The organism is Mesorhizobium sp. M0276 (assembly GCF_040321755.1).
GTDB lineage: Bacteria > Pseudomonadota > Alphaproteobacteria > Rhizobiales > Rhizobiaceae > Mesorhizobium.
On record NZ_JAMYSC010000162.1, the window covers coordinates 1 to 756 of the forward strand.

The window sequence follows — 756 nt, forward strand, 5'->3', positions numbered from 1 at the left end:
CGTGCGGATCGGCGACGGTCGCCACGAACGCACTCGCCAGCAGCGGGCCAACGCCCGGAATCTCCATCAACCTGCGACCCAGTTCAGTCTCTCGCGCACTCGCACGGACCCGGCGATCATTTTCGAGGATCTGTTCCTTCACGACACGAAGCTGTGCTTCAAGCATCCTCAGGCAAAGCCGTGCGTCGGCCGGTATCCTGGCATCGTTCTCGTCGTTGATGACCACGAGAAGTTGCTCAATTCCATTACGCCCGATCGGCGCCACGACCCCGAACTCGGATAGGTGCGCCCGCAACGCGTTCGATATCTGTGTGCGCTGGCGATTGAGCATCAAACGAACCCGGTGCAGCATCATCACACTCTGCTGCTCGGGCGACTTCACCGGTACGAAGCGCATCGTCGGTCGTGTCACGGCCTCGCAGATCGCCTCTGCATCTGCAGCATCATTCTTCTGTCGCTTCAGATACGGCTTCACATACTGTGCCGGCAGCAGCCGCACATCGTGGCCACGTGCGATTAGCTCGCGAGCCCAATAATGCGACGAACTGCACGCCTCGATCCCGACAAGGCATCGCGGCAAGCTCTCAAAGAACGGCAGCACACGCCCACGCGTCAACTTCCTGCGAACTGCGACCTCACCAGCCGCATCCACGCCGTGGACTTGAAACACGGACTTCGCAATATCCAGACCGATTGTCGTAACGTTGCTCATCATAGCGCTCCTCCAGCTCTAATCCCGCGATGATACCGCAGGAG

General features: G+C 59.8%; 1 protein-coding gene. It reads right to left on the reverse strand.

All coding sequences use genetic code 11. The features are described 5' to 3' along the window. On the reverse strand, positions 1 to 712 hold a 712-nt coding region (locus NKJ01_RS36275), incomplete at its 3' end, for an IS110 family RNA-guided transposase (protein WP_352735392.1). Between the last annotated feature and the right edge of the window lie 44 nt (positions 713 to 756).